Below are 20,145 nucleotides of genomic sequence, written 5' to 3'. Positions count from 1 at the left end.
TCGCTCTTTGAGAGGAAACCGCCGGTATGGCCGTCGAGGTCGGATCGCAAGCCCCGGACTTCACGCTCAACGACTACAACAAGCAGGCCGTGAAGCTGTCGTCTTTCCAGGGCGACAAGCCGGTCCTGCTCGTGTTCTACCCGTTCGCGTTCAGCGGCATCTGCACCGGTGAGCTGTGCCAGCTCCGCGACGAGTTCGCGGACTACGACGGCCAGGGCGTCCAGGTCATCGGTGTGTCCGTGGACACCCCGTTCTCGCTCAAGGCGTGGGCCGAGCAGCAGGGTTACCAGTTCCCGCTGCTTTCGGACTTCTGGCCGCACGGTGAGGTCGCGAAGGCCTACGGCGTCTTCAACGAGGCGGCCGGCCTGGCCACCCGCGGCACCTTCCTGATCGACAAGAACGGCGTCGTGCGGTTCGCCGAGGTCAACCAGCCCGGCGAGGCGCGCGACCAGCAGGCGTGGAAGAAGGCCGTGGCCTCCCTGGCCTGAGTCTTCACGGTGGTTCCCGTCCGCGGGTACCACCTCCCGGGCGCATAGCTCAGCGGGAGAGCACTCGGTTTACACCCGAGCGGTCGTAGGTTCGATCCCTACTGCGCCCACCGAAAACCCGGCGACACCCCGCCCCGGCGACGTGATGGCCGGTTACCCGAAGATCCGCTTCAAGTGGACGCGGCGGACCCCGCCGGGGCGCTCGAGGTCTGAGGTTCTCGCAAGTAGTCGACTACTTGCGCTCTCAACACGTGAAGGCCCCCTTCGCTCGACTGAGCCGAGTGAAGGGGGCCTTCACGTACCCCCAACCCCTGTGGAACGTCTTCGGTTTTCGGCGGTCTGGTCTGCCCCCTCGGCAGGCCAGACCGCCGGTGCGCCGCGCCGCGGGTGGCGAACTTTCGGCTGCACAAGAGAGGAGGCGGCCAGGACTGCCCAGATACATCAAGATCGGCGGGCAAAGGGGTGATCTCGGCGATCACGTAGAGCGACTACGCGCGTGTCAGCCGGTTCGCCAGGGTCGACAACGTGTAAGTCCCGATGCCCATGACGACTTCGAGGGCGTTCCGCTCGGTGTATCCGTGGCCGAGGAAAACCCGCAGTGTCTCGTCGTCCACGCCGCCAGCGGTTTCGAGCACAGCGAGCGTGAACTGTCGGATGGCTTCCAGGCGCTCGTCTGGTACGGGCTTTTCCGAGCGAAGTGCCGCGACAACGTCGTCGTCCGCGTGAAGTCGCTTCAGTTTGCCGGTGTGCATCTCGACGCAGACGTGGCAGTCGTTGCGCGTCGCCACGGTCATCACGACCGTCTCCCGCGCCACCGGGTCAAGCGTCGTCCGCTCGAAGCTCGCGCTCAGCTTCAGGAAGCCGTCGAGCAGTTCCGGTGACGACGCCAGGCGGGCGACGGCGTTGGGGAGGTGACCCAGATGCCGGATGGTCGCTTCCATCGAGCGACGCGAGGCTTCGGGTGCGGTTTCGAGGGTGTGCTCGGTGAACAAGGCTGCCCCTTAAGGTAGTCAACGTGGTTGATGAAAAGGTAAAGCAGGTTGTCGAACAGGGCAAGCGAGTTTCCGACGCGGCCGGATTCGAGCTGCCGCTCTTGCTGTTCGCGGGCTTCCGCTCGATCATCGACAGGCTGCACGTCGAGCTGGCCGAACAGGGACACCCCGAAGTCCGTCCGGCGTACGGCTTCGCCATGCAGGCGATCGGCCGCGACGGGGCGACGGCGAGCGAGATCGGGCGGCGGCTCGGGGTCAGCAAGCAGGCGGCGGGCAAGACCGTCGACAAGCTGGAGCAGCTCGGCTACGTCGAGCGCGCCGGAGACCCGGCCGACGCGCGGCGCAAGGTCGTGCGTCTCACCGGCCGCGGTGTCGACTCGCTCGGCCGGTCCGCGGCGATCTTCGAGGAGTTGCGCAAGGACTGGGCCGACGCGCTCGGCGCGGACAGGGTCCGCGCGCTCGAAGCCGACCTTCGCGCCATGGCACCCACGGACGGCTTCCGGCTAGACGTCGCCGGCTGGTTCGGGGCTTAGAAGAGGCAACCCGGGTTCTGCGCGTCCTGGGAAAGCGAGCTTCCGTGCGGCAGCGCGTAGAGCACCGCCAGCACCACCCGCCTGGCTGAATGACGACTGGCGGCTCGACGTGTCGTACCGCGCGCGGACCTCCTCGGCAGCCGCGGCAGGCGGTGGAACATCGTCGGTCGAGTGTCGGCCGCGCTGTGGGCAGGTGGTCTCCCGTCCGTCGACGTCGATCACCGCGACGCGGCCGGGATCATCCCGTCACGGTGCCAGCTGTCGGGCTAGGGCGCCCGCAGGGTCTCCAGATGCCGCCGGAGCACCGTTCGCATCAGCTCCGGCGGGGTCCGTCCCGCCGACAGGGCGAGGCCGTCCAGCAGTGCGGCCAGCCGTTCGGTCTCGATGGCCAGATCGAGGTCGTCGAGCAGCCCGCCCGCCCCGTGCGCGCCTTCGAGCACCCGCCGGACAAGGGCGCGGACCCCGTCGTGCGTGCGGGCGGCTTCCTCGGCGAGGTCCGGGCGGTTCTTCGCGGCGGCCGTGAACGCCAGCCAGACGTCGGTTTCGGCCTGGGTCTGCTCGGTGAGCGGAAGCAGTTCGCTGAGCAGGGCTTCGGTGACTTCCTGTCGCCGTGCACGCGGTGCCGCGGGGTCGAGCAGGTCCGGGAGGTGTCCCAGCAGTCTCACCACCAGCCGGTCGCCGAGCGAGCGCATGGCGAACACGATCAGCTCGTCGTGCCCCTTGAAATAGTGCCGGACCGAACCGATCGCCAGGCCTGCCTCGTCCGCCACGCTCCTGAGCGACGCCTGCGGAAGACCGTCCCGCTGGATCACGCGGAAGACGGCTTCGGCTATCTCCAGGCGCCGGGCCTCGGGGTCGACGATCTTGGGCATGTTGCCTTTATAGCACGACCTTGCTATTTTATTTGGCACAGTCATGCTACAAAGGGGGAGTTCATGAGGACCTGGTTGTTGATCGCGCTGGCGGTCGCCGTGGTGGTCGCGATCGTCGTGCGAAGGCTGCGCGGGGAGCCGCTGGTCGCCCGCGACGTTTTCGGCGCGCCGGTGATCCTGATCGGGATCGGGGTCTACGGCCTGACCAAGCTCGAAACCATCACTGTCGTGGACGGTCTTTGGCTCGTGCTGGGCGCCTTGGTCGGCTGCGGCCTCGGCGCGGTGCGCGCCGCCACCACGAAGCTGTTCGAGCGAGACGGCGTGCTGTGGCTGCGCTACACCGGCCGGACGTTCGGCGTCTGGGTGCTGTCGATGGTGGTGAACTTCGGGATCGGTTTCCTGGCCACCGTGGCCGGGGCGCACCCCGACGCCAGGCCGATCACGCTGTCGATCGGTGTCAGCCTGCTGGGGGAGGCACTCGTGGTCGGCATGCGGGCGAAGACGACGGGGCTGCCGTACGCCCCGTCGTCCGACTCGGTGCTTTCCCGGCGCTAGGCCAGCTTTCCGACTTCACCCGCGAGGAGCGCGATCTCGTCTTCGGTGTTGAAGTAGTGCACCGAGGACCTGACCATCGACGGCAGTCCGCGCGCGGCGAAATCGAACTGGGCGGACGTCGCTTCCACGACGCTGACGTTGATCCTGGCCGCCGCCAGGTGCTGTTTCACTTCCTGCGACGGCGTTTTCGCGAGGCTGAACGTGACGATTCCGCACTGTCGCGCGCCCTGGTCGTGGACCTGGACGCCCGGGATCTCGCGGAGCGCGTCGCGCAGGTTCGCCGCGAGCCCGGCGACGCGGGCTTCGATGGCGGGCATGCCCCATTCGAGGGCATAGTCGATCGCCGCGCCGAGGCCGTGCACCGAGGCGTGATCGCGTTCCCAAACCTCGAACATCTTCGCCGTCGTATCGACTTCGTAGGTCTCGGGCGCGGTCCACATCGCGGAGTGAAGGTCGAGCATCGCGGGCTCGACGCGCTCACGCAGGCGAGGGTGCGCGTAGAGGAGCCCGGTGCCGCGCGGCCCACGCAGGTACTTACGGCCGGTCACGCTGAGCGCGTCGCAGTTCAGGCGCGTGACGTCGAGGTCGATCTGGCCGGCGCTCTGGCAGGCGTCCAGCAGGAACGGGATCCCGGCCTCGCGCGCGACCGCGCCGATCTCCTCGGCGGGATTCACCAGCCCGCCCTGGGTGGGGACGTGGGAGACGGCGATCAGCTTGACGCTGCCGTCGATCCGGCGTTTCAGGTCCTCGACGTCCAGTTGACCGGACTCGTCCTCGGCGACCACCTCGACGACGGCACCGGTGCGCTTCGCGATCTGCAGGAAGGAGATGACGTTGCTCGCGTACTCGGACTTCGCCGTCAGGATCCGGTCTCCCGCGGTGAACGGCAGCGCGTAGAAGACCGCTTGCCACGACCGGGTGGCGTTGTCGGTCAGTGCGATGTCGTCGGGTTCGGCGCCGACGAGCCGTGCGGCCGACGCGTAGACGCCCTCGTACCGCTCGGCGGTCGCCGCGGCCTGCTCGTACCCCCCGATCAGGGCTTCTTCGCGCAGGTAGTCGACGACGGTGTCGGTCACCCGCGTGGGCGGGAGCGACGATCCGGCGTTGTTGAGGTGGACCACTTCCGCGCAGCCAGGCGTCTCGGCACGGGCACGGTCGATGTCGAAGCCCTGAATACTCGTCACCCCTAACTGAATACAATATGGGTGAAGTGCATGCAATACTACTCGGATGACGAGGAACCTGCTCCGGTGTGACCTCGCGGAAGAGGTCACCGCCCGCGTGCTCGACGGCCGGATCGCCGCGGACAGCCGGATCAACGAGGTGCACCTCGCCCGCGAACTGGGCGTCAGCCGGACGCCGTTGCGCGAGGCGCTGATCGGGCTGGCCGATCGTGGCCTGCTCGTTTCGGCGCCGGGCCGCGGGTTCCTCGTGCCGCCGTTCGACCCCGAAGAGGCCCGGCGGCTGTATCCGCTCGTCGCGGAACTGGAATCGCTCGCGTTGCGCTGGAGTTCGCCGCAGGACCTCGCCGGGCTCACCGGCGGCCTCGACCGGATCGCCGCCGAGATGACGGCGGAGCTGGAGCGGGCGGGTGATTTGACCACTTTGGACGATCGCTGGCACTCGTTGCTGGTCTCGCGGTGCACGAATCCGCATCTGCTGCGCCTGATCGAGCAGACCAAACCCCTGCTGAAGCGCTATGACACCTGCTATTTCGGTGGTACCGGGCGCTCGATGGAGAGTATCGACGAGCACCGCAGGATCGCCGAAGCGATCCGCGTCTCCGACCTCGTCACGGCAGCGGAGCTGCTCGTGCGGAACTGGGTGAAAACGCTGGCATATTTGGAGAAGACGGAGTGACGCGATGTTCGTGACGGCACATCTGAGCGACAACCATCTCGACGGCGGGGAACGCGGTGACGAACGCACCGCGCGGGTCATGCGGTATCTGGAGAACCTCGCGACGCCGGTCGACGCGATCCTCGTGACCGGCGACATCGCCGACCACGGCACCCTCGAGGAGTACGTGCGCGCGGCCGAACTGTTCAAGACCGACGTCCCGCTCTTCACCTGCCCCGGAAACCACGACAAACGCGGACCGTTCCGCGAAGGACTGCTCGGCCAGGTGCCGGACGACGCCCCGGTCAACGCGGTGTACACGGTCGGGGACGTCACGTTCGTCATGGCCGACTCGAGCGTTCCGGGCGAACCGGACGGCCAATTCGACGACGAGACCATGGCCTGGCTGGACGGCGTTCTCGCCGACGGTGACGGCCCCGCCTTCGTCGCCTTCCATCATCCGCCGGTCGCGCTCGGCCTGCCGCTGGTGGACGCGATGCGGCAGTACGGCGAGGACAGGCTGGCCGAGGTGATCGCTCGTCACCCGCGAGTGGTGGCCCTGCTCTGCGGGCACGTCCACGCCGCGGCGTCGACCACGTTCGCGGGCGTGCCGCTGCGGTCGGCGCCCTCGGTCGGATCGAGCATCCTGTTCCCGTGGGAGGAGAACGGCCTCCGGCCGTGGGGAGAAGGCGGGCCGATCGACTACGACCTGCCACCGTCGCTGCTGTTCCACGTGCTGCACGGCGACGGCAGGCTGACCACGCATCAACGGGTGGTCGCCTGACCGCCGAAGACCGGCAGGGTGATCCGGGATGGCCGCGCGGGGTCGTGGAAGATCTCGAACCGTGCGGGATTCCCGTCCACCGCGGTGAAAACCGGCTCGTCGGTGCCGTGGTTGCGGGCGAAGCGGGGGAACGCACCGCCCGCGATCTGAAGCCGCAGCCGGTGCCCTCGCCGGAACCGGTACGCCGTCGGGTCGAGGTGGACCTCGGACGCGACCACACCGTCCATATCGGACTCAGGACTTCCGGGGCGCAGCCGGATGATGCCGTCGGTGACGTTGCGGGAGATACCGCGACCGTCCACATCGCACAGCCGGACGAAGACGTCACCGTGGCCGAGGTCGGTCCGCACGTGCACCAGCGCGGAGATCTCGCCGATGACGTCGAAGTCTCGCTTCAGCGCGTCACCGGTGAAGAGCAGCACGTCCCGGCGCTCTTCGACGGCCTTGTTGTCGCGTTGCTTCTGCACGCCCGACAGCAGCGGGCCGCCGACGGACGGCGTCGGATCGGCCGGGTCGAAGGTGAACGTCCCGGGTTTCGACTCGACCGGTTCAGCGGGGGAAAGCGCGCCGGGGCGCAGGAAATACGGGGTGGCGTCGGATTTCGGCGGCCAGCTTTCGAAGTCCAGCCAGCGTCCGGCGCCCTGGAGGTACAGGCGCACCGGGGCTTGGCGCAGTGGGGTGGTGTCGCCGAGGAGGTGGGCGGAGAGGAAGCCGATCTGGTCGGTCAGCAGGGTCTTCAGGCTGGCGGGCTCGCCGTGTGCCCACGGGCCGACGGTGAGCCGCGGTTCGCGTCCGGCGGCGGCGAGTTCCTTGAAGTCGCGCAGCTGGGCGGAGATGAACAGGTCGTACCAGCCGGTCACCATGGTCACCGGGGTCCTCAGCGCGGCGACCTCGGCGCTGTGGTCCGACGGCGCCCAGAAGTCGTCGCCGGGCTCGGCGTGCTCGGCGACGTCCTGCAGGAACCGCACCTGCTTGCCGATGGCCGCGACGTCCGCGCTGGAAACAGGCAGACGCGCCATGGCCGCACGGGTCTTCTTCGTTTGCCAAGGGTTCGGCAGACCGGCGAACCGGCCCTCCTGACGGCCGATCAGCGCCGACCACGAGACCATGTTGTCGACCGCGAGGATACCGCCGGGATAGAAGGCCGAGACGAACTCCGACGCGGTGACGCCGAGGCACAACGCTTCGAGCGGCTCCTCGAGATACGGTGCGACCGCCCATTGCGTGTGGCCGAGGTAGCTCGCACCCGCCATCGCGACCCGGCCGTCACACCACGGCTGCTCGCGCAGCCAGGCGACGGTGGCGAGGCCGTCCTCCTTCTCCAGGTGGAACGGCCGGAACTCGCCGCCGGAGCCGAAGGTTCCGCGAGTGCTCTGGAGGACCGTCTGCAGGCCTTGCCGGGCGAACGTCTCCCCGAAGATCTTGCCCATCAGGCCTTTCCGGCCGTACGGCGTGCGGATCAGCACCACCGGCCGGGGCTCGTCACCGGGAACGGCGTAGCGGTCGGCCAGCAGGCGGACGCCGTCGGACATCGGGACGGGGATCGCCTTGGTCACCGAGGGAGCGGGGCCTTCGGCCGGAGGGAGGCCGAGGAACCGGTCGAGGAGTCGGTCGAGCACGCTGGGCCGCCTTTCACGCGGATGATCATCGTCCGCTTGCGACCGTACTCCAGGTCGAGGGGGGCGGTGGGTCTCGCGAGTGGTGGGGACGGGTGAAACCGTCCGCACCACTCACGAGACCAGGCGCGGGGCAGACCGCCCGGTACCGCCCCGCTGGTCTGGTCACCGAAGCCGCGCGAGCGTCTCCTGCGGGTTGTCTCCCAGCAGGTCGTGTCCACGCGGTGCGACACAAGGCTCCTCAGGCTGCCAGCTGGATTTCGGCGAGCGCGCCCGTCACGCACAGGCCGGGGGGCCCGGTGAACGGCTTCAGTACTTCCCTGTCGACGCCGCACAGGGCGAGCGCGGCGGCGAGCACCGGCTGCCGGGCGCGGTCACCGCCGTCGGCGATCTTGATCGCGATCGCCGTGCCGTCCGGCAGTGCGGCGACCTGGACGGCTTCGAACCCGTCCTTGGCGATCAGGCCGGGTACCGCGCGCATCAGCGCGGTGACGTCGCGGCGGGTGCCCGCGACCAGTTCCGGATGCTTCCGGATCCCTTCGGCCACAAGACCTGCGGGGGTGCCAGGAGCCGCGGCGGCGATCTTGCCGACGGCACTGGCGAGCCCGCGCAGTGACACCGCGAACAGGGGAGCGCCGCAGCCGTCGACGGCGACCTTCGGGATCCGCTGTCCCGTCAGATCCTCGACGGACTCCGCGATCGCGCGCTGCAGCGGGTGTCCCGCGTCCAGATAGTCCTTCGTGGACCAACCGCGCAGGCGGCAGGTCGCGAGCATGGCCGCGTGCTTGCCGGAACAGTTGTGCGCAGATCTCGAGGCAGTCCGTCCCGAGGCGATCCAAGCGTCACGCTCGACAGGGTCGAACGGCAGATCCTCCGGCGTCCGCAGATCCTCAGCGGTGAGCCCGGCGCCGTCCAGCGTCCGGAGAACCTCCGCCAGGTGGATGTCCTCACCCGAGTGGCTGGCCGTGCCGACGGCGAACCCCGCCGGGCTCAGTTCGACCCCGAGTCGCGCCATCGCGGTGGCCTGCAAGGGTTTCGCCGCCGAACGCGGATAGAAAGCAGACTCGACATCGCCTGCGGAGAACAGCACGCGGCCGTCCGGGGCGAGGACGACGGCCGAACCGTGGTGCACCCCCTCGACCATTCCGTCGCGGAGAAGATGCACCAGCGGTTCGTGGGTGGGGACGCGGATTTCGGGGATCACAGCTTCGTCTTTTCGAAGACGTCCATGTTGATCCGCTTGCGGACCCCGAACCAGCCCCCCACCAGCGCCAGCCCGATGACCGGCAGGCAGTACAGGGTGATCCGGCCGATCTCGTCGAAGCCCATCAGCACGACGACGGCGGCGAGGAAGATCAGCGTCGCGATCTCGGTGTAGGGCGAGAACGGGAGTCGGTAGGAGGGGCGCTCGACCTCACCGAGCTTGGCCTTGCGCACGAACAGCAGATGCGAAAGCACGATGATCGCCCAGGTGCCGAGGATGCCGATGGCCGCGAAATTCAGGACGATCTCGAAGGCCTGGCTTGGCACGACGGCGTTCAGGCCGACACCGACCACGCAGACCGCGGAGGTGAGCAGGATCCCGCCGTAGGGCACGTGGTTCTTGTTCATCACGCCGGTGAACTTCGGCGCGGATCCGGCCAGCGACATCGAACGCAGGATGCGGCCGGTTGAGTACAGGCCCGAGTTCAGGCTGGACAGCGCCGCCGTCAGCACCACCAGGTTCATCACGTTGCCCGCCTGCGGCACCCCGACGTGCGAGAGCACGGTGACGAACGGGCTCTCGGTCTTCGAGTACGAGCTCCACGGCATCAGCATCGCCAGCAGGACCACCGAGCCGACGTAGAAGATCCCGATCCGCCACATGATCGAGTTGATCGCCTTCGGCATGATCTTGCGCGGGTTCTCGGTCTCACCGGCGGCGACGCCGACCAGTTCCACCGAGGCGTAGGCGAACACGACACCCTGGACGATCAGCACCATCGGCAGCACACCGGCGGGGAAGAAGCCGCCGTTGTCCGAGATCAGCGAGAAGCCGGGTACCTGGCCGTCGATCGGCTGCTGGGTGACCAGCAGCCAGATCCCGATCCCCATGAAGGCGACCAGCGCGGCGACCTTGATGATGGCGAACCAGAACTCCAACTCACCGAACAGCTTCACCGAAACCATGTTCAGCGCCAGTACCACCGCGAGGGCGATGAGTGCCAGTACCCACTGCGGGATCGGCGTGAAGAAGGACCAGAAATGCGCGTACAGCGCGATCGCGGTGATATCCGCGATACCGGTCGTGGACCAGTTCAGGAAGTGCATCCAGCCCGCGACGTAAGCGCCCTTCTCACCCATGAACTCACGGGCGTAGGACACGAAGGCGCCGGAGGAGGGGCGGTACAGGATGAGTTCGCCGAGCGAACGCACCACGAAGAAGGCGAAGAGACCGCAGACCGCGTACACGATCGCCAGCGCCGGGCCTGCCTGCGTGAGCCGTCCGCCCGCGCCGAGGAACAGGCCGGTGCCGATGGCGCCGCCGATCGCGATCATGTTCACGTGGCGGGGTTTCAGCGCCTTGTCGTAGCCGGCGTCACCGGCGTCGGCCGGCACCGCGGACTTGTCGTCCGCGCTGAGGGTCTGTTCGGTCACGGTGTCAGTCGTCCTTGTTCTGATGCGTCGTGCGGCTCGGCCGCACGATGGTGGTGAGCGCGTCCTCGACGTGTTCGAGATGGGAGGTCATCGCCGCGACGGCGTCCACTTCGGAACCGGCGGCGATGGCGGTGACGATCTCACGGTGCTCGGTGTTCGAGCGGGTCCGACGGTCACCTAATTGGTTGAGAAATGCCGACTGGCGCGCAAGCGCGTCCCGGATCTCCTCGATGACCTTGCCGAACACCGGGTTGCCCGAGGACTGGGCGATGGTGATGTGGAACAGCGAGTCCAGCGCCACCCACGCGGTGTTGTCGGTTTCGAGGTCCATCCGCCCGACCAGGTGGCCGAGCAGATCCAGGTCGTCGGTGCTGCGGCGCAGGGCCGCGTACCCGGCGACGGGGATCTCGACGTGGCGCCGCACCTCGAACAGGTCACGGGCCGAGTAGGTCCCGAAGGTGGGGTTCTCGACCGGCCCGGTGGCGGTCACGAAGGTCCCTTTGCCCGTTTTGGACACGGTGAGCCCGAGTGCCTGCAGCCCCCGCAGTGCTTCGCGGACGACCGAACGGCTGACCTCGAACTCTTTGCCGAGCGCGGACTCCGACGGCAGCTTCTGGCCGACGGGGTACTCACCGCGCTCGATGGCACCGCGGAGGTGGGCCAGCACGGCCTCCATCGCGCTGACGCGCCGTGGACCACCGTGTCCGGCTGTCTGGCTGTCAGACAGGTTCATGAGACGAGATCGTGCGGTCGGCCCATCGCTTTGTCAAGCGATCAGCAGAGGGCTCCGATCCGGCCTGAGGTGTCGGCGCCGGTGGGGTAATAGGCCAAGAAGTGAAAGTCGTGCTGGGCGCCTTCGTACGTCCGAAGTTCAGTGGTGGCACCGAATTCCCGCGCGGAGGTGGCCAGTGTCACAACGTCGAAACGCGCACGACCACCGTCATACCCGCTTGAGCGCGATCACCGGGAACGGACGGCTGGTCTTCGACTGGTGCTCGGCCAGCCGCGGGAACGCCTTCGCCTGCTTCGCGTACAGACGGTCCCGTGCTGCTCCGGTGATCTCGACAGCGTGGGCGGTGAAGGACTCTCCGTCCGCTTCGACATCGACAGACGGCTCCGAGACCAGGTTGCGGTACCAGTCCGGATGTCCGGGAGCGCCCCCGTTGGCGGCGAACACGATGTAGCGGCCGTCGTCGGCCAGGAACAGCATCGGCGTCACGTGCCGTCGTCCGGTGCGGGCACCGGTGGTGGTGAGCAGCAACGTCGGGAGACCGTCGCCCTGGCGGCCGTTCGCGCGGAACTCCGCGATCACGTGTTCGTTCATGGCCTGCAGGTCGATCATCAACTCTCCGGACGGTTCGGTGATCTTGGCGGCTGGTCAGTCTGCACAACCCGCGCCCAGGTCGGCAAGCGTTTTTGGATCATGGCTGCTCACGACGCCGCGAAAACTGTCGGTGCCGCTGGAGACACTGCGGGAGTGAGCCCCATCAGCCGAGGGCGCAAGCCCAAGAAACCGAAGAACCAGCTCTCCCGTCCGCCACGTCCGTTTCCGGACGTGAGCAGGGTGGAGCGCTGGCCGAAGTTGCTCCACGGGCCGATCGAGCTTTCGGACTGTGCCGTCCAAGGCCAGGTGGATCAGGACCTGGTGGTCCTCGCCGCCACGCTGACCGCAGGAAAACGCTCGGTGGGTGTCGAGGTGGTGGTCAACGGTCGCGAGGTCGACGTGATCGAACTCCACCCCGATCCCGCGGACGCCTTGGGGGTGCTTCGCGGCGGCTTCGAGGTGGCCGAAGCCCCACTGACGCCCGAGGAGTTCCGAAGCCAGGTCGAAGCGGCTTTGATCGTCAAGGCGGATTCTGACGCGTGGCTCCGGAAAGTGGCGCCGCAGCTCTTCGAGCTGGGTTCGAGGCCGGAGTCGGACCTGCCCCAACGCGCGGGGCAGCTACGGAGGTGGCTCGGTCTGCCCGAGTACGAACCGGTGCCGCGCTCACGGGGGACCGATTCTCTGCCGCTCGTGCTTCCCCCACCCGGGAAGGCCACCGGGATGCGGATCGCGGTGGCCGTGGAGGAGCCGGAGCCCGCGATCTGGCGGCGGCTCGAAGTCCGCACCGACCTCACCCTTGCCGCATTGCACCGGACCTTCGCGGCCGTGTTCGGCCGGGACGAGCAGCAGGACCATCGGTTCGAAACCGCGTACGGCGGCTTCAGCGCCGACGGCCAGGGCGGAGAAGGCGATCGCCTGGACGATCAGGTGCTCCTCGGCCAGGTCGTCACGGCGCCGGGCCATCGACTCGCCTACGAGGCGGAGCGCTGGCGGCACTGGATCCGCGTCGAGCAACTGGTCGCCCTCCCCGAGGCGCCGAGCTGTCTCGACGGCGAGCGCGCGGCGCCTCCGCCGGAATGCGAAGACGGGCAGGCGTACGAGATGTTGCTGGAGGCGATGCGGGATTCGGACGCCGAAGAGAACGAGGATCTCCTCGAGGAGCTCGGCGGCTACGGGTTCGACCCGGAATGGTTCGACAGGGAGGGGGTCAACGCCCGGCTGGGCTGACCATCGCTGCCCCGTTCGGGTGGCGACGACTTCGGCGAGGCAGCTGGATTTGATCTTGATCGGCCAGCAGACTCAGGACTGCCCGAGGGCCGCGTCCCCCCGCGAGTTGCTGATGATCATGAGAAGCCTAGGGTGGGAGGACCGGCCCGCGTCACGCAGCCAGGGACCCGTCTGCCTAGGGGAGGTTTTCGCTGGTGTCGAACGATTCCTTCGTCCACCTGCATGTGCACACCGAGTACTCGATGCTCGACGGTGCGGCGAAGATCGCCCCCTTGTTCAAGGAGGCGGCGCGGCTGGGCATGCCCGCGGTCGGCATGACCGACCACGGCAACATGTACGGCGCGGACGAGTTCTACCAGCAGGCGGTCAAGCACGACCTCAAGCCGATCATCGGCATCGAGGCCTACGTCGCACCGGAGAGCCGTTTCCACAAGAAGCCGGTGTTCTGGGGCCAGGCCAACCAGCGTGGCTCCGACGAGTTCGGTGAAGGCGGCGACGTCTCCGGTAGCGGTTCCTACACCCACATGACGATGCTCGCCGCGAACGCGACCGGGCTGCGGAACCTGTTCAAGCTGTCATCGCTCGCGAGCATGCAGGGCTACTACCGTAAGCCCCGGATGGACCGCGAACTGATCTCGGAGAACCACGAAGGCATCATCGCGACCACCGGCTGCCCGTCCGGTGAGGTGCAGACGCGACTCCGGCTGGGGCAGCGCACCGAAGCGATCCAGGCCGCGTCGGACTACAAGGACATCTTCGGCGGCGAGAACTTCTTCCTCGAGCTGATGGACCACGGCCTGCCGATCGAGCGGTCGGTTCGCGAGGGCCTGCTCGAGATCGGCAAGCTGCTCGATCTCCGGCCGCTGGCCACGAACGATTCGCACTACGTCACCAAGGACCAGGCCGACACCCACTCCGCGCTGCTCTGCGTGCAGGCGGGCAAGACGCTGAACGACCCGAACCGGTTCAAGTTCGACGGTGACGGCTACTACCTGAAGTCGGCCGCCGACATGCGGGAGTACTGGGACAAGGAAGTTCCCGGCGCCGCCGACTCGACGCTGCTGATCGCCGAGCGCGTCGAGTCCTACAAAGAGGTCTACACGCACAAGGACCGGCTGCCGTTCTTCGAGGTCCCCGATGGCTACGACCAGGGCGCCTGGCTGCGGGAAGAGGTCGCGCGTGGTCTCAAATGGCGGTACCCGGACGGTGTCCCGGACGAGTACTACGACGAGCGCATCGAGATCGAGCTCGACGTCATCATCGGGAAGGGCTTCCCCGCCTACTTCCTCATCGTCGCCGACCTCATCAACTACGCCCGCAAGGTCGGCATCCGCGTCGGCCCCGGCCGTGGTTCGGCCGCCGGCTCGCTGGTCGCGTACGTGCTCGGTATCACCAACCTGGACCCGATCCCGCAGAAGCTGCTGTTCGAGCGGTTCCTGAACCCCGAGCGCGTTTCCATGCCCGATATCGACATCGACTTCGACGACCGCCGCCGCGGCGAGATGATCCGCTACGCCACCGACAAGTACGGCGTCGACAAGGTCGCGCAGGTCATCACCTTCGGCACCATTAAGACCAAGGCGGCCATCAAGGACTCCGCGCGCGTCCACTTCGGTCAACCCGGCTACGCGATCGCGGACCGGATCTCGAAGGCGCTGCCGCCGCCGATCATGGCGAAGGACATCCCGCTGTCAGGCATCGTCGACTCCAAGCACGAGCGCTACGGCGAGGCCGCCGAGGTCCGCGCGCTCGTCGAGACCGACGAAGAGTGCAAGACGATCTTCGAGACCGCCCGCGGCCTCGAAGGGCTGATCCGCAACGCCGGCGTCCACGCCTGCGCGGTCATCATGTCCTGCGACCCGCTGACCGACGCCATCCCGCTGTGGCAGCGTGACGACGGCTCGATCATCACCGGCTGGGACTACCCGTCGTGCGAGAACATCGGCCTGCTCAAGATGGACTTCCTTGGCCTGCGGAACCTCACCGTCATCGGCGACGCGATCGACAACATCAAGACCAACCGCGGGGTCGACATCGACCTCGACACCCTCGGCGTCGAAGACCCGGAGACGTACAAGCTGCTCGCCAGGGGAGACACGCTCGGCGTGTTCCAGCTGGACGGCGGGCCGATGCGGGATCTGCTGCGCCGGATGCAGCCGACGGTCTTCGACGACATCGTGGCGGTGGGCGCGCTGTACCGCCCCGGCCCGATGGGCATGAACGCGCACAACGACTACGCCGACCGGAAGAACAATCGGCAGAAGGTCAAGCCGATCCACCCGCAGCTCGAGGAGCCCCTGAAGGAGATCCTGGCCGACACCTACGGCCTGATCGTCTATCAGGAGCAGATCATGCACATCGGCCAGAAGGTGGCCGGATACACGATGGGCCGCGCGGACGTGCTCCGCCGGGCCATGGGTAAGAAGAAGAAGGAAGTCCTCGATCTCGAGTACGAGGGCTTCGAGGCCGGGATGAAGGCCAGCCCGCTGATCGAAGGCGGGTTCTCGCCGGATGCGGTGAAGGCACTGTGGGACACGATCCTCCCGTTCGCCGGCTACGCGTTCAACAAGAGTCACGCGGCCGCGTACGGCCTGATCTCCTACTGGACCGCGTACCTGAAGGCGAACTTCACACCGGAGTACATGGCCGCGCTGCTCACGTCGGTCGGTGACAACAAGGACAAGTCCGCGGTCTATCTGTCCGAGTGCCGTCGCCTCGGCATCAAGGTGCTCCCGCCGGACGTCAACGAGTCCGCGCTGAGGTTCGCGGCCGTCGGGGACGACATCCGCTTCGGTATGGGTGCCGTCCGCAACGTCGGCGCGAACGTCGTCGAGTCGATCATCAAGACCCGCGACGAGAAGGGGAAGTACTCCTCCTTCACCGACTTCCTCGACAAGTCCGAACTGGTGGCCTGCAACAAGCGGGTCATCGAATCGCTGATCAAGGCCGGCGGCTTCGACTCGCTCGGCAACTCCCGGCTTTCGATGATCCAGGTGCACGAGGACGCGGTCGAGGCCGTGGTCCCACTCAAGCGCCAGGAGGCGATGGGCCAGTTCGACCTCTTCGGTTTCGGCGGGGACGACGGCGATGAGGCCGCCGTGTCCTCTTCGCCGCTCGCGCACCTGAAGTTCGGCGAAGAGGAGTACCCGCGCAAGCAGCTCCTGGCCTATGAACGGGAGATGCTCGGCCTGTACGTCTCGGCGCACCCGCTGGACGGTGCCGAGCGCATCCTGCGCAAACACGCGCCGAGGCCGATCGCCGCGATCATCGCCGACCCGCCCAAGGAAGGCGAGCTGATCATCTCCGGGCTGATCACCTCGCTGGAGCGCCGGGTCAACAAGAAGGGCGAGCCTTGGGCGATCTGCACCGTCGAGGACATGGACGCCTCGCTGGAGGTCCTGTACTTCCCGAAGTCCTACGCGATGTTCTCCGCCGACCTCATCGAGGACAACGCGGTCCTGGTCAAGGGCCGGGTGAACTGGCGTGAGGACAAGATGTCCATCTTCGGCGGCGGGCTCGTACCGCTCGACCTGTCCGAGATCGGGAACGGCGACGAGGACCTGCCGCTCGTCCTGCTGGCCGCGGCGGAGAAGATCGACCAGTCGGTGGTCAGCGAACTGAAGCAGACCTTGCTGGCGCACAAGGGCGAAACCCCGGTGCACCTCAAGCTGGTCGGCAAGAACCAGACCGTCTTCGCGCTCTACGACTATCCGGTCAAGGTGACATCGATGCTGATCGGTGAGCTCAAGGGCATCCCCGGGATCGCCGCCAGCACCTGATGAGCACCTACGAACCCGATCCACGGCGCTGGAAAGCACTCGCCGTCTCCCTCGCCGCCGGGTTCATGGGCCTGCTCGACGTCAGCATCGTCAACACGGCGCTACCCTCGATCCAGCAGGACCTCGGCGCGTCGAGCGGCGGGATCCAGTGGGTCGTCTCGGGGTACGCGCTGGCCTTCGGGCTGGTGCTGGTGACCGGCGGCAGACTCGGCGACGCGCTCGGCCGCCGCCGTATGTTCCTGTTCGCGCTCGCCGCGTTCGTGCTGACCAGCGTGTTCGCCGGCGCGGCGCCGAACGAGACGACACTGATCGTCGCGCGGCTCCTGCAGGGCATCGCGTCGGGCATGATGACGCCGCAGAACAGCGGGATGATCCAGGACCTGTTCCGCGGCGCGGAGCGAGGCCGCGCGTTCGGCATCTTCGGTGCCACCGTCGGGATCTCGACCGCTGTCGGGCCGGTGCTCGGTGGCGTGATCCTCGCCGTCTCCGGCGACCCGGAAGGCTGGCGCTGGGTCTTCTACGTGAACGTGCCCATCGGAATCCTGGCGTTCGCCCTTGCCTTGAGATGGCTCCCGAAAGCGGAGAGACCGGCGAAAAGCCTGCGGGGTGAGATCGACTTCGTCGGCATCATGCTGCTGGGTGTCGCCGTACTCGGACTGTTGCTCCCGTTGATCGAATCCGAACAGGGTGGGCTCAGCAGTCTGTGGTGGCTGTTCGTCGTCGCGGTGGTCTTCGGGTTCGCGTTCGTGCGCTGGGAGCGGTCGATGGTGCGGCGCGGCCGTTCGCCGCTGCTGGACACGCGGCTGTTCACCGGCACTCCCGGCTATGCCACGGGCGCCGCCGTCGGCGCGCTGTACTTCAGCGGATTCACCGGCATGTGGCTGGTCTTCGCCATCTTCTTCCAGCAGGGTCTCGGCTACACGCCACTGCAATCCGGGCTCGCCGTCACCTCCTTCGCCCTCGGCTCGGCCGTGTCGGCGGCGATCGCGGGACGGCTGGTGCCGAAGTGGGGCCGCAAGCTCACCGTCACCGGGCTGGTCATGGTGATCACCGGGATGGTCACGGTCGCCGTCCTCGCCGGCCGGGATCCCGGTGCCGCGGCGGGCTGGTGGTTCGCGCTGCCGTTGCTCGTCGCCGGTGTCGGTGGCGGCATGGTCATCTCACCCAACACCACGCTGACCCTGGAATGCGTGCCGACGTCGATGGCGGGCGTCGCCGGGGGAGCGCTGCAGACCGGGCAGCGGATCGGCACCGCGATCGGCACGGTCGTCCTGGCGTCGGTCTTCCACGCGGTACTGGGCGCGAACGGCGGCTATCCGTCGGCACTGACCGCGGCGATGCTGTGCGCCGCCGGATTGACGTGCTCGGCGCTCTTACTCGCCGTGATCGAGCTTCGGGCGCGCCGAAACCGGCGTTTGCTCACTGAGCGGGACGAAGCCGGCAAGGCTGCCGCCGACAGGCAACGAGGCTGAGTCCCAGCGCGCGCCGACGACTACGGTCGGCTAGACCGAATGCTCCATCCGAGTGACGGGGGCTTCATCCTCTGGTGCTACTCAGAGCAACCGGGTAGACCTTACGGGGCCTTCACTGCTGTGACATGGCTACAGACAGTGGTATTTCTGTCGATCGATCGGGGATGGATCGATCGGCGGGAGCGATCGTGGTGAGTCCGGAGTTTGCAGGAATGGGCACCCGCGGTCACGAGCCGGTGGACGGCCGTCGGCGTCCGCGGGGGACCGTTCGGCGGCACCCGGCTCACCACCACCGACAGCCGTGTCCCGGGTGAAGCAATCGCGCGGGTGGGTCTGTGCGGGGTCGCCTGGGGAGGTGCACCCGGCCCGGGCCCACCCGCCGCGCGTTCTCCGCGTGTGTGAACCGCCTCCGGCTGCGAAGATCTCCGCAGTTCGAGAATGCGAGGAGCTTCGATGGCGGAGAGTTCAGTGCGGCGGAATCGGCTGAGGATCTGGTACCGGCCGATGACGATGCGGGATTCCGGTGAAGGGCACCGGGTCGCGACCCCGTTGGAGTTGCTGTTCGACCTGTGTTTCGTGGTCGCCGTCGCGCAGGCCGCGGCGGGTCTGCACCACGCGATCGCCGAAAACCACATCGGGCACGGGGTGCTCAGCTTCGCGATGGTGTTCTTCGCGATCTGGTGGGGCTGGCTGAACTTCAGCTGGTTCGCGTCGTCGTTCGACACCGATGACGTCCTGTACCGGCTGGTCACGCTGGTGCAGATCGCCGGCGGGCTGACCGTGGCCGCCGGCGTCTCCTCGGCCTTCGACGGCGACTTCACGATCACGGTGATCGGCTACGTCCTGATGCGGCTCTCGATGGTCACGCAGTGGCTGCGGGTCGCGCGGACCGATTCCGGGTGCCGCCCGGCGGCCCTGCGCTACGCGGCGGGCATCACGATCGTCCAGATTCTGTGGATCGTCCGCCTCGGACTGCCGGAATCCTTGGCCCTGCCGTCGTTCTTCCTGTTCGTCATCGCCGAACTCGCGGTTCCGCTGATCGCCGAACGCCGTCGTCCGACGGGTTGGCACCCGCACCACATCGCCGAGCGCTACGGCCTTTTCACGATCATCGTGCTGGGTGAATCCATCCTTGGCGCGACCACGGCGGTCAAGGAAGGGCTCGACGAGGGGAAGCACACCGGCAGCCTGATCTCCCTCGCCGCCGCGGGGCTCGTGCTGGTCTTCTCTCTGTGGTGGCTGTACTTCGACCAGCCGGGACACGTCCGCCTCGAGAAGGCGAAGAACCTGTTCACCGTCGCGAGCTGGGGCTACGGGCACTATCTGATCTTCGCCTCGGCGGCCGCGCTCGGCGCCGGGCTGGAGGTCGCGGTCGACTACGACACCCACACCGGGCACGTCGCCTCGCTGCCCGCCGCGATGGCGACGACTGTGCCCGTCGCGATCTATCTGCTGAGCGTCTGGCTCATGCACATCGGGCCCACCAACGAATGCCGTCCGATCGCGATCGGCTTCCCGGTGACCGCGGTGCTCATCCTCGCCGCGTCGTTCACGCCCGCGCCCATCCACGTCACCGCTCTGCTCGCCGCTGCCCTCGTCGTGCTGACGGTCGTCGCCACGCACGGAGAGCCGGTTCCCGGCGATGCGGCGGCCGTTGATTAGATCGGTGCAGGTCAGAGCGTCGGCGCGAAAATAGGGACCCCCCTGTAAACGCCGGTTTCGGGCCGTGTAATGTTCTCTTCGTCGCCAGGGAAACCGAGCGGCCGCCGGGAACACGAACCAAGCTCCCACCGGATGGTGGTAGAGTGGGTGGTCCCGAATCGGAGAGGTAACCAGACCCCCGCTGAAACGGCAGTTTCAGCCAGGTGTAGGGTGAGCTTCGAACAAAAGCCAAGAAATAACTGCTTCGGATGAGGCCGCGTGGTGTGGTGTGATTCGGGGTGTGTTGCTTGAGAACTCAACAGTGTGCTAGTGAATTAAGCCAGTAGAGCTTATGTATGTGAACCTCGTTTGAGGTTTCTTTGAGT

Annotated in this window: 17 protein-coding genes and 1 tRNA gene; 10 read left to right on the top strand and 8 right to left on the bottom strand. The window is 67.4% G+C overall.

Annotated features, from left to right (window positions below; all coding sequences use genetic code 11):
- Window positions 1-26: 26 nt before the first annotated feature.
- Both ACM6LR_RS30995 and ACM6LR_RS30990 read left to right on the top strand, forming a co-directional pair.
- Window positions 27-488 carry a peroxiredoxin gene (locus ACM6LR_RS30995; RefSeq protein ID WP_414940731.1) on the top strand — a complete coding sequence of 154 codons (462 nt, stop codon included), beginning with the start codon at window positions 27-29 and terminating at the stop codon, window positions 486-488.
- A 38-nt stretch (window positions 489-526) separates the two neighbouring features.
- A tRNA-Val gene (locus ACM6LR_RS30990) sits at window positions 527-598 on the top strand.
- 378 nt (window positions 599-976) lie between these two features.
- Here ACM6LR_RS30990 and ACM6LR_RS30985 read toward each other — a convergent pair.
- Entirely contained in the window at window positions 977-1,480 is a 504-nt protein-coding gene (locus tag ACM6LR_RS30985; RefSeq protein WP_414940729.1) for a carboxymuconolactone decarboxylase family protein, read from the bottom strand.
- A 23-nt stretch (window positions 1,481-1,503) separates the two neighbouring features.
- On the opposite strand from ACM6LR_RS30985, the gene ACM6LR_RS30980 reads away from it, so the two are divergent.
- The gene (locus tag ACM6LR_RS30980) at window positions 1,504-2,013 is read left to right on the top strand and encodes a MarR family winged helix-turn-helix transcriptional regulator (protein ID WP_414940728.1); all 510 of its coding nucleotides are present in this window, start codon (window positions 1,504-1,506) and stop codon (window positions 2,011-2,013) included.
- Window positions 2,014-2,279: 266 nt separating this feature from the next.
- Here the strand turns inward: ACM6LR_RS30980 and ACM6LR_RS30975 are convergent, their stop codons facing one another.
- Window positions 2,280-2,885, bottom strand: coding sequence for a TetR/AcrR family transcriptional regulator (locus ACM6LR_RS30975; RefSeq protein ID WP_414945068.1), 606 nt, complete (start codon window positions 2,883-2,885; stop codon window positions 2,280-2,282).
- Window positions 2,886-2,948: 63 nt separating this feature from the next.
- Between ACM6LR_RS30975 and ACM6LR_RS30970 the strand changes: the two genes are divergently transcribed.
- Window positions 2,949-3,440, top strand: coding sequence for a DUF1453 domain-containing protein (locus ACM6LR_RS30970; RefSeq protein WP_414940726.1), 492 nt, complete (start codon window positions 2,949-2,951; stop codon window positions 3,438-3,440).
- On the opposite strand, the gene ACM6LR_RS30965 is transcribed toward ACM6LR_RS30970, so the two are convergent.
- Window positions 3,437-4,615 (bottom strand): aminotransferase class V-fold PLP-dependent enzyme, encoded by a 1,179-nt coding sequence (locus ACM6LR_RS30965; protein ID WP_414945134.1) that lies wholly within the window; start codon window positions 4,613-4,615, stop codon window positions 3,437-3,439. The two genes, ACM6LR_RS30970 and ACM6LR_RS30965, sit on opposite strands and share 4 nt — an antisense overlap.
- A gap of 55 nt (window positions 4,616-4,670) precedes the next feature.
- On the opposite strand from ACM6LR_RS30965, the gene ACM6LR_RS30960 reads away from it, so the two are divergent.
- Both ACM6LR_RS30960 and ACM6LR_RS30955 read left to right on the top strand, forming a co-directional pair.
- Window positions 4,671-5,300, top strand: coding sequence for a GntR family transcriptional regulator (locus ACM6LR_RS30960; RefSeq protein WP_414940725.1), 630 nt, complete (start codon window positions 4,671-4,673; stop codon window positions 5,298-5,300).
- A gap of 4 nt (window positions 5,301-5,304) precedes the next feature.
- Complete coding sequence (locus tag ACM6LR_RS30955) at window positions 5,305-6,063, top strand: metallophosphoesterase (RefSeq protein ID WP_414940724.1); 759 nt, start codon at window positions 5,305-5,307, stop codon at window positions 6,061-6,063.
- Here ACM6LR_RS30955 and ACM6LR_RS30950 read toward each other — a convergent pair.
- From ACM6LR_RS30950 to ACM6LR_RS30930, 5 genes are all read right to left on the bottom strand, one after another.
- Window positions 6,045-7,682 carry a CocE/NonD family hydrolase gene (locus tag ACM6LR_RS30950; protein ID WP_414945067.1) on the bottom strand — a complete coding sequence of 546 codons (1,638 nt, stop codon included), beginning with the start codon at window positions 7,680-7,682 and terminating at the stop codon, window positions 6,045-6,047. The two genes, ACM6LR_RS30955 and ACM6LR_RS30950, sit on opposite strands and share 19 nt — an antisense overlap.
- A gap of 238 nt (window positions 7,683-7,920) precedes the next feature.
- Window positions 7,921-8,883: an asparaginase gene (locus ACM6LR_RS30945; RefSeq protein WP_414945066.1), complete on the bottom strand. Its 963-nt coding sequence runs from the start codon at window positions 8,881-8,883 to the stop codon at window positions 7,921-7,923.
- Window positions 8,880-10,316, bottom strand: a complete 1,437-nt coding sequence (locus ACM6LR_RS30940) for an amino acid permease (protein ID WP_414940721.1) — start codon at window positions 10,314-10,316, stop codon at window positions 8,880-8,882. Before ACM6LR_RS30940 ends, ACM6LR_RS30945 begins: the two co-directional genes overlap by 4 nt.
- A gap of 4 nt (window positions 10,317-10,320) precedes the next feature.
- Window positions 10,321-10,992: a FadR/GntR family transcriptional regulator gene (locus ACM6LR_RS30935; protein ID WP_414945133.1), complete on the bottom strand. Its 672-nt coding sequence runs from the start codon at window positions 10,990-10,992 to the stop codon at window positions 10,321-10,323.
- Window positions 10,993-11,256: 264 nt separating this feature from the next.
- The gene (locus ACM6LR_RS30930) at window positions 11,257-11,658 is read right to left on the bottom strand and encodes a nitroreductase/quinone reductase family protein (RefSeq protein WP_414940720.1); all 402 of its coding nucleotides are present in this window, start codon (window positions 11,656-11,658) and stop codon (window positions 11,257-11,259) included.
- A gap of 135 nt (window positions 11,659-11,793) precedes the next feature.
- Here ACM6LR_RS30930 and ACM6LR_RS30925 point away from each other — a divergent pair, with 135 nt between their 5' ends.
- From ACM6LR_RS30925 to ACM6LR_RS30910, 4 genes are all read left to right on the top strand, one after another.
- A complete protein-coding gene (locus tag ACM6LR_RS30925; protein WP_414945065.1) occupies window positions 11,794-12,867 on the top strand; it encodes a plasmid pRiA4b ORF-3 family protein in 1,074 nt (357 codons plus the stop codon).
- 194 nt (window positions 12,868-13,061) lie between these two features.
- Complete coding sequence (gene dnaE / locus ACM6LR_RS30920) at window positions 13,062-16,646, top strand: DNA polymerase III subunit alpha (RefSeq protein WP_414940718.1); 3,585 nt, start codon at window positions 13,062-13,064, stop codon at window positions 16,644-16,646.
- Entirely contained in the window at window positions 16,646-18,118 is a 1,473-nt protein-coding gene (locus ACM6LR_RS30915) for an MFS transporter (protein ID WP_414940717.1), read from the top strand. The genes dnaE and ACM6LR_RS30915 overlap by 1 nt, the downstream gene beginning before the upstream one ends.
- 453 nt (window positions 18,119-18,571) lie before the next feature.
- On the top strand, window positions 18,572-19,780 hold the full coding sequence (locus ACM6LR_RS30910; RefSeq protein WP_414940715.1) for a low temperature requirement protein A: 1,209 nt from the start codon (window positions 18,572-18,574) through the stop codon (window positions 19,778-19,780).
- Window positions 19,781-20,145 lie beyond the last annotated feature (365 nt).

It is taken from the genome of Amycolatopsis sp. cmx-11-32, from assembly GCF_047608695.1.
Classification (GTDB): domain Bacteria; phylum Actinomycetota; class Actinomycetes; order Mycobacteriales; family Pseudonocardiaceae; genus Amycolatopsis.
The sequence above is the reverse complement of the archived record's forward strand: the minus strand, read 5'-3'. Positions and strand labels throughout refer to the sequence as shown.

What these genes read in the sequence shown, in the direction of transcription:
- ACM6LR_RS30995 (WP_414940731.1), top strand. Translation starts at nt 27, where the DNA reads ATGGCCGTCGAGGTCGGATCGCAAGCCCCGGACTTCACGCTCAACGAC.
- ACM6LR_RS30975 (WP_414945068.1), bottom strand. Translation starts at nt 2,885, where the DNA reads ATGCCCAAGATCGTCGACCCCGAGGCCCGGCGCCTGGAGATAGCCGAA.
- ACM6LR_RS30970 (WP_414940726.1), top strand. Translation starts at nt 2,949, where the DNA reads ATGAGGACCTGGTTGTTGATCGCGCTGGCGGTCGCCGTGGTGGTCGCG.
- ACM6LR_RS30960 (WP_414940725.1), top strand. Translation starts at nt 4,671, where the DNA reads ATGACGAGGAACCTGCTCCGGTGTGACCTCGCGGAAGAGGTCACCGCC.
- ACM6LR_RS30955 (WP_414940724.1), top strand. Translation starts at nt 5,305, where the DNA reads ATGTTCGTGACGGCACATCTGAGCGACAACCATCTCGACGGCGGGGAA.
- ACM6LR_RS30935 (WP_414945133.1), bottom strand. Translation starts at nt 10,992, where the DNA reads ATGGAGGCCGTGCTGGCCCACCTCCGCGGTGCCATCGAGCGCGGTGAG.
- ACM6LR_RS30930 (WP_414940720.1), bottom strand. Translation starts at nt 11,658, where the DNA reads ATGATCGACCTGCAGGCCATGAACGAACACGTGATCGCGGAGTTCCGC.
- ACM6LR_RS30915 (WP_414940717.1), top strand. Translation starts at nt 16,646, where the DNA reads ATGAGCACCTACGAACCCGATCCACGGCGCTGGAAAGCACTCGCCGTC.
- ACM6LR_RS30910 (WP_414940715.1), top strand. Translation starts at nt 18,572, where the DNA reads ATGGCGGAGAGTTCAGTGCGGCGGAATCGGCTGAGGATCTGGTACCGG.